8 protein-coding genes are annotated in these 6,690 nt (G+C 49.8%); 1 reads left to right on the plus strand and 7 read right to left on the minus strand.

Annotation, left to right across the window (positions count from 1 at the left end; all coding sequences use genetic code 11):
* Positions 1-101: 101 nt before the first annotated feature.
* On the plus strand, positions 102-1,289 hold the full coding sequence (gene kbl / locus H8S52_RS00890) for a glycine C-acetyltransferase (RefSeq protein WP_016662128.1): 1,188 nt from the start codon (positions 102-104) through the stop codon (positions 1,287-1,289).
* A 357-nt stretch (positions 1,290-1,646) separates the two neighbouring features.
* Here kbl and H8S52_RS00895 read toward each other — a convergent pair whose 3' ends face one another.
* The 7 genes from H8S52_RS00895 to H8S52_RS00925 form a co-directional block, all read right to left on the minus strand.
* Positions 1,647-2,129 carry a ferritin gene (locus H8S52_RS00895; RefSeq protein ID WP_005653478.1) on the minus strand — a complete coding sequence of 161 codons (483 nt, stop codon included), beginning with the start codon at positions 2,127-2,129 and terminating at the stop codon, positions 1,647-1,649.
* 124 nt (positions 2,130-2,253) lie between these two features.
* Positions 2,254-2,727 (minus strand): N-acetylmuramoyl-L-alanine amidase, encoded by a 474-nt coding sequence (locus tag H8S52_RS00900; RefSeq protein WP_117986072.1) that lies wholly within the window; start codon positions 2,725-2,727, stop codon positions 2,254-2,256.
* 43 nt (positions 2,728-2,770) lie between these two features.
* A complete protein-coding gene (locus H8S52_RS00905; protein WP_016662130.1) occupies positions 2,771-2,872 on the minus strand; it encodes a smalltalk protein in 102 nt (33 codons plus the stop codon).
* A gap of 94 nt (positions 2,873-2,966) precedes the next feature.
* On the minus strand, positions 2,967-3,455 hold the full coding sequence (locus tag H8S52_RS00910; protein WP_016662131.1) for an HU family DNA-binding protein: 489 nt from the start codon (positions 3,453-3,455) through the stop codon (positions 2,967-2,969).
* Between the two features lie 358 nt (positions 3,456-3,813).
* Positions 3,814-5,190, minus strand: a complete 1,377-nt coding sequence (gene dnaB, locus H8S52_RS00915; RefSeq protein WP_016662132.1) for a replicative DNA helicase — start codon at positions 5,188-5,190, stop codon at positions 3,814-3,816.
* A gap of 32 nt (positions 5,191-5,222) precedes the next feature.
* A complete protein-coding gene (locus tag H8S52_RS00920; RefSeq protein WP_016662133.1) occupies positions 5,223-5,837 on the minus strand; it encodes a hypothetical protein in 615 nt (204 codons plus the stop codon).
* Between the two features lie 269 nt (positions 5,838-6,106).
* Entirely contained in the window at positions 6,107-6,388 is a 282-nt protein-coding gene (locus H8S52_RS00925; RefSeq protein ID WP_016662134.1) for a DUF4248 domain-containing protein, read from the minus strand.
* Between the last annotated feature and the right edge of the window lie 302 nt (positions 6,389-6,690).

Genomic DNA, 6,690 nt, shown 5'->3' on the forward strand with positions numbered 1-6,690 from the left:
TTTTTCATTTTTCTATCAAAAAGATATTGTTTATTCCAAGAAAAATGATGTCCTTTGTAGAGCTTCAAATAACGAAGTATTACCTATTAAAATAAAAAGCTATGTACGGTAAAATGAAAGACCATCTCAGCAAAACGCTTGCTGAAATAAAAGAAGCCGGACTCTATAAAGAGGAACGCCTGATCGAGAGTGCACAACAAGCTGCTATCACCGTGAAAGGCAAGGAAGTACTGAACTTCTGCGCCAACAACTACCTGGGATTATCCAATCATCCCCGCCTGATAGCCGCTGCTCAGAATATGATGGAACGCCGCGGATACGGCATGTCGTCCGTCCGTTTCATCTGTGGCACACAGGACATCCACAAGGAACTGGAAGCTGCCATTTCCGATTACTTCAAGACGGAAGACACCATTCTATATGCCGCCTGCTTCGATGCCAACGGCGGTGTGTTCGAGCCTCTCTTCACCGAAGAGGACGCCATCATCTCCGATTCCTTGAACCATGCTTCCATCATCGACGGCGTGCGCCTCTGCAAAGCCAAACGTTACCGTTATGCCAATGCCGACATGGCAGAGCTTGAAAAATGCCTGCAAGAGGCTCAGGCGCAACGTTTCCGCATCATCGTAACGGACGGCGTGTTCTCCATGGACGGCAATGTAGCTCCCATGGACAAGATATGCGACCTTGCCGAAAAGTACGATGCGCTGGTTATGGTGGACGAATCCCACTCTGCCGGAGTAGTGGGCGCTACGGGACATGGCGTGAGCGAACTGTACAACACCTACGGACGTGTGGACATCTACACCGGTACATTGGGCAAAGCCTTCGGCGGCGCTTTGGGCGGTTTCACCACGGGCCGCAAAGAGATTATCGACCTGTTGCGCCAGCGCAGCCGTCCGTATCTCTTCTCCAACTCACTGGCTCCGGGCATCATCGGTGCAAGCCTCGAAGTGTTCAAGATGCTGAAAGAGAGCAACGCCCTGCACGATAAGTTGGTAGAGAACGTCAATTACTTCCGCGACAAGATGACTGCCGCCGGTTTCGACATCAAGCCTACCCAGAGTGCCATTTGCGCAGTAATGCTGTACGATGCCAAACTGTCGCAGGTTTATGCTGCCCGCATGCAGGAAGAAGGTATCTATGTAACCGGTTTCTACTACCCCGTTGTACCGAAAGGCCAGGCACGTATCCGTGTACAAATCTCTGCCGGACACAATAAGGAACATCTGGATAAATGTATTGAAGCGTTTATTAAGGTAGGAAAGGAATTGGGAGTGCTGAAATAGGAAATGGGGTGCACTTAATGATTTTTTAGGCACGGATTACGCGGAATTACGCGGATTTTACGGATTTACTTTATCCTTTCTCCCGTGTAATTCCGCGTAATCCGTGCCTGAAAATAATAAATGTTTCCGTGTTGCAACACATCCCTACTCTTGCAACATTACCCTATTTTTCATGCAGGCACGGTCATTAGCTCGCGCCCTATTTCACGTATTGTTTCTATTATCTCATCAAAACGTTGTTTAGACAGTTTCTTTGTTCCACTCACATATTGCGCAAACAACGATAGCAGACAGACAAAAAACGGGTGATAAAGCCCACGCCTTACCACCCGTTACCTTACCGGTTATATTTCTTACTTATTTTCTTTCGCCCAGCTTCGCATCAATAAAGAAGATTCCGGCTGCACCGGCTTTCTTCACCATATCCACGATACCGGCAGCGGTAGCTTCTTCCTCTACCTGCTCGCGAACGAATCCCCACAAGAAGTCTTGGGAAGCCTTATCTTTTTCAGCAGCAGCCACGTCTACGAGAGCGTCAATCATCTTTGATACGCGGCATTCGTGTTCGTAAACCTGCTCGAATACTTCCAGCGGAGTACCGAAGTCGTTGGGAACAACGTCAACCTTATCCAATTTGGCCTTGCCGCCACGCTTGATGATATACGATGCCAATTCACAAGCATGTGCATGTTCTTCGAACGACTGCTTCTTCAACCAGGAAGCCATACCACAATAACCCTCTTTCTCCATGTAGAAAGACATTGCCAGATAAAGGTTGGACGACCACATCTCAGCCGTAATCTGCTCGTTAATTGCATTCTGTAATTTTTCTGTTATCATAATTGTATTTATTAAGTAAATTGAAATGATTACAAATATAACAAGAACACATGAATATTGTTTATCTCAATAACATTATTTAGTAAAAAAAGCATAACATAACCTTTCGCATATACCAATTGCATTACAATGAGACCGGATTAGGGGGCGGTGGTTCTTGCAGAATGGATGCAGCGTCAAAACAAGGACACGCCTTTATCCATTCTTCGGGTTCTATCTCGCCGTTACGGTTGAGGTCGGGGCTGAGGTCGCGATGCCCGCAGAGGCGGCTGCCGGGATAATCGCGCAGCAACAGCATGACGAGTACCCGCAAAGAGTGTTTCTGAAAATCGGTGCGGGTATCGGCAGGATGCCCCCGCTCGTCCAGCCCGCCCTCGTAACAAATACCGACACTGTGAGCGTTATGGCCTTTGGCATGCGCCCCGGAACGTTCCAAAGACCGGAGCGTCTTTATATCACCGTTCCTGCGGATATAATAGTGATAACCTGCGCCGGAGAATCCCCGGCGCAGGTGGTCTGTGGTCAACTCATGTTCGGTATAGCTACGGTCGCAACGGGTAGCGGAACAATGAATGACGATGAGGTTGATAAATCTCACTTTCTTTAAGTATAAGGTACGTAACTTAAGTATAAAGTATAAATCAGGCAGGCATTGCCTGTACGCCTAAAGCACCTAAAACAGCCGAAGCCACTGCGATTACGATTTTGAGGAGCTTGTCCCACCAGTTTGATTTTGTTGCCATAAGATTTAAATTAAGGGTTAGATTAAAAAAACATACGTCCGGCGGCCATACAGATTCGCCGCATTGTTTATTGACGGTAAAGACCGGTCACGGCCTATCCGAGCGGGTTCTCCTCTTCACCGCCGCTACCGCCGCTGTTGCCACCGGAAGAACTGCCGTCCGCAGGCTTGTCCAGCGCAAAAGACACATTTGCCGGACTGCGGGTGGCAGCCGTACTGCCGTTCACAAGCTTCAGCTCCTTGTCGGGCACAAAGCGGATATTCACTTTGGAGATATTCCTCACCGTGCAGTCTTCCGACTTCTCCACACCCGGACAGCGAAACGTCATGTGAAGCGTGCCGAGCTGGTTCAGCTTCACCTTGTCGCCGTTGGCAAGGTTCGTCTGGATTTCTTCCACAAGGGCTTCGATTACGTGCTTCACATCACCCTTCGTCATGGCACAGTTTTTCTGAATACTGGCGGCAAGGACATCAATATCCACCTTGCCGCAGGTCTTAGGCTTCTGACGGAGATAATACAGTTTCTGAGAATTAGGATCCGTTACATCCTTCCGGCGCTGAAAGCGCTCTACAAGTACATCCATAAAAAATAAAGTTTAGGTTAAAAAATAAATAAGAATCAAGTGTAAGCCGACTGTACGTACTTACTTACAAAAACCAAACACAAAAAGGAAGAGTAAAAAGGCGCCTTAATCAATGATTTACCTCTCTTTAAGCATATAACAAAGATACTAAATTCAAGAGGCAAAGTCAAGTATTCAGCCATTTATTTTCAACAATCCGCGCACTTTTTTATCAGAAAACCAGGTAAAAAAACAGACGGTCTGTTTGCTCCTTACAGACCGTCTGTTCCACTCCGGCAGACCATGCGTTTACCTTCCACGCACCATCTGTTTTTCCTATATTCCCTATATAAGTAATGAATACATTAATATTAGGGTATCATTTCGCATTCCTCATCAGCCATTCCGTAGGCGGAACATACTCGCCCAGCTTCGTCATGCTGGGGTTATGCGCAAAGTACACATCGCCCGTCTCTCCGTTGCGGTGCTTCGCCACAATCACCACTCCCAGGTGTTCCGACGGATACTTGCTTACCGGTTCCGTCCTGATGCCTGCCAGCGCAGGGCGATAGAGCAGCATCACCATATCCGCATCCTGCTCGATGGCGCCGCTCTCGCGCAAATCGCTCAGGATAGGACGGCTGAAGGGGCGTCCGTCGCTACCCCGGTTCAACTGGCTCAGGAGCAGGACGGGCACATTCAGTTCCTTCGCCATGAGCTTTGCCTTACGGGTGGTCTGCGCCACTTCCTGCTCCCGGTTCCGGTTCTTCTGGTCGGACTTCATATCGCAGAGTTGCAGATAATCCAGAATAATCAGGTCGCACTTGCCTTTGCTTTGCAGCATACGTGCCGAAGAGCGCACACGATCCATGCTCGTTACCGGATGGTCGTCCACATGGATGGGCAGGACACGAAGTTCAGAAGCCGCCGTCCTCACCTGCGCCACTTCATCATCGGTGAGCTGTCCGCTACGCAAATGACGGGCATTTACATCCGGCGAAGCGGCTATCAGCCACCGGTCGCCCAGGCGTTCACCCTGCATTTCGAGACTGTATACCGCCACATGATGTCCTGCGGTGGCGGCGGCACGTGCCAGATGCAGGGCAAAGGCCGTCTTGCCCACGGCAGGACGGGCGGCAATGACATTCAGGTCGCCCCGCTGCCAGCCCGAAGTCAGGCGATCCAGGTCGGCAAGACCGGTGGAGATGCCCGTAACCCCGTTCGAGCCGGATGCCTGACGCGCATCCACCTGTTGCAGCGTATCGTCCATCAAGGTATCCATATCACGCAAGTGCTCGATGGTGCCGCATTCCCCCTCCAGGCGGTCCAGCAGATTATGGGCATCCACCAGCGTGTCGCCGATGTCCGTCGTTTCATCGGCTGCAAGCGCCAGGAGTTTATGGAATCCGAGTATCATTTCCCGCCGCAAGTACTTCTCGCGCAAAATCAGCACATGATATTCCAGGTGCACCGCCGACGCCACCCTGCCGCTGATACGGGTCAGCTCATACGGCCCGCCTGCCGCATCCAGCTTGCCGCGTGCCACAAGTTCATTCTTCACCGTGATAATATCTATCTGCCTCCCTTCCCGGTACATCACCTGCATGGCGGCATAAATCAAAGCGTTCTTATCAAAATAGAACATCTCCGGACGCAAGCGGTCTGCCACCATCGGCATTGCTTCGCGCCCTATGAGGCAGGCTCCAAGTATAACTTCTTCAAGTTCCGCATCCTGCGGATTCAGTATTTCAGCCATTACATTATATGTGTGTTATGGTAAACGGTTCGTCAATACTCGTATTCGTACTCGTTCAAAAACGCTTTGTGGGAGAGGTAGTTCACGGCTTGCAGGCAGAACAGGGTGTTGTTGAGGTGGTAGTAGTAGGTTTCGATATTCTCCAGGGCGGCGATGCGCTCACCGGCAGAGAGTTTGTTCCAGACTTTGCGTGCCTTGCCGGGATTTACCTTATCCTTGCGGGTAATCTCGTGGTACTGTTCCCAGAAAGCTTTGAAGCCATTGTCGGACGGTGTGCCGGATGCCGGTTCCTTTTTGGCCGCACGGGATATCCGGACATCATAATCGGGGATGCGGATATGCGTGGAAAGTCCGTCGTCCAGATGCACCAGCCGCTCGCAGGCGAACATCCTTTTGAAAAAGCGCATGGTGCGCCCGCGGCTCCAGCCAAGGATTTCGGCCCATTGCAGATAGCTGAACAGGCTTTCGCCACGTGCACATACATACTCCACCCCGTTGCGGCGGTAAACGCTCTCCTTGTAATTGGCATAGAGCAGCACACGCAGAAAGGCTTCCTGTTCTCCGGCAGCTTCCGGGCACTCGCGTATAATATCATGGATTAGTTGTCGGGGAACCATGACATACCCCTTTTCAGTTGTTTCTAACATTTCGTTGTTTTTAATTACGCAGCAAAGATAGAGGGGAATGCAACGCCCCGCAACCCCGGCATGCAGTTCCGGTAAGTTTCGGTAAATAATAGCCGGTTTCGGTGGAAAATAACTATTTTAAGCTACTTTTGGCATGAACAACATTCCGGACACCCCGGCGTACACCTGTAAAGGCTGTCCCTCAAGGGATTGCGCCCTTAAGCGGACAGCCTTCCGGACATTTGCCGGACACATAAGAAATAAAGAAAGAATTGATATATTAAAATATATCAGTACTTTTCTTCCTTAAAACGTTTTTGGCCTTCAAGAAAAGCTTCGCCCGGCATCCCCCATTCGCGGATAATGGCAGCTATCTGCAAAGGAACCAGTGTAGTGGTGCGCTCGGTATATCCGTACCGGCAAAGGGCCTCGTAAAGCCTCGGATAAAGTTTCACCAGTTTGCGGAAAGCGCGCGTAGAGGAAGTTGTGTGCTCGCAAGAGCAGTAGGCCATAGCCACATCGGACACCGGATGACATCCGAAAAGCATCCATTCGTAATCTGTCTGTTTCATTTTTAGTACATTTTGTTAGAAAAATGAGGGCAAAGGTATACAAAAAAGTAAAGCATAATACAGGCCGGATGCTCTTCGAAACCGGAGCGTTGTCCGCAAGTAAATAAATTTCAAAAAGTGCAATATAGTATATCGCGTGCGGTAATGGCGCACGCAAAGACTGTAAATATTATAAAACTAACGGATCATGAAAGATTTAACAACCTTTACGCTTTCAGTCATACAGGAGCTGGAAGACGAAGGGCGGTTCGGAACCGCCCATGTATACCGCAGCATGCTGCGGGCTTTCCAACGGTACTGGG

Source organism: Bacteroides sp. NSJ-48, from assembly GCF_014287405.1.
GTDB classification, from domain to species: Bacteria; Bacteroidota; Bacteroidia; order Bacteroidales; family Bacteroidaceae; genus Bacteroides; species Bacteroides stercoris.

Bases quoted from the DNA above. Each gene is read 5' to 3' on its own strand.
- kbl (WP_016662128.1), top strand. From the start codon at position 102: ATGTACGGTAAAATGAAAGACCATCTCAGCAAAACGCTTGCTGAAATA.
- H8S52_RS00895 (WP_005653478.1), bottom strand. From the start codon at position 2,129: ATGATAACAGAAAAATTACAGAATGCAATTAACGAGCAGATTACGGCT.
- H8S52_RS00905 (WP_016662130.1), bottom strand. From the start codon at position 2,872: ATGGCAACAAAATCAAACTGGTGGGACAAGCTCCTCAAAATCGTAATC.
- H8S52_RS00910 (WP_016662131.1), bottom strand. From the start codon at position 3,455: ATGGATGTACTTGTAGAGCGCTTTCAGCGCCGGAAGGATGTAACGGAT.
- dnaB (WP_016662132.1), bottom strand. From the start codon at position 5,190: ATGGCTGAAATACTGAATCCGCAGGATGCGGAACTTGAAGAAGTTATA.
- H8S52_RS00920 (WP_016662133.1), bottom strand. From the start codon at position 5,837: ATGTTAGAAACAACTGAAAAGGGGTATGTCATGGTTCCCCGACAACTA.
- H8S52_RS00925 (WP_016662134.1), bottom strand. From the start codon at position 6,388: ATGAAACAGACAGATTACGAATGGATGCTTTTCGGATGTCATCCGGTG.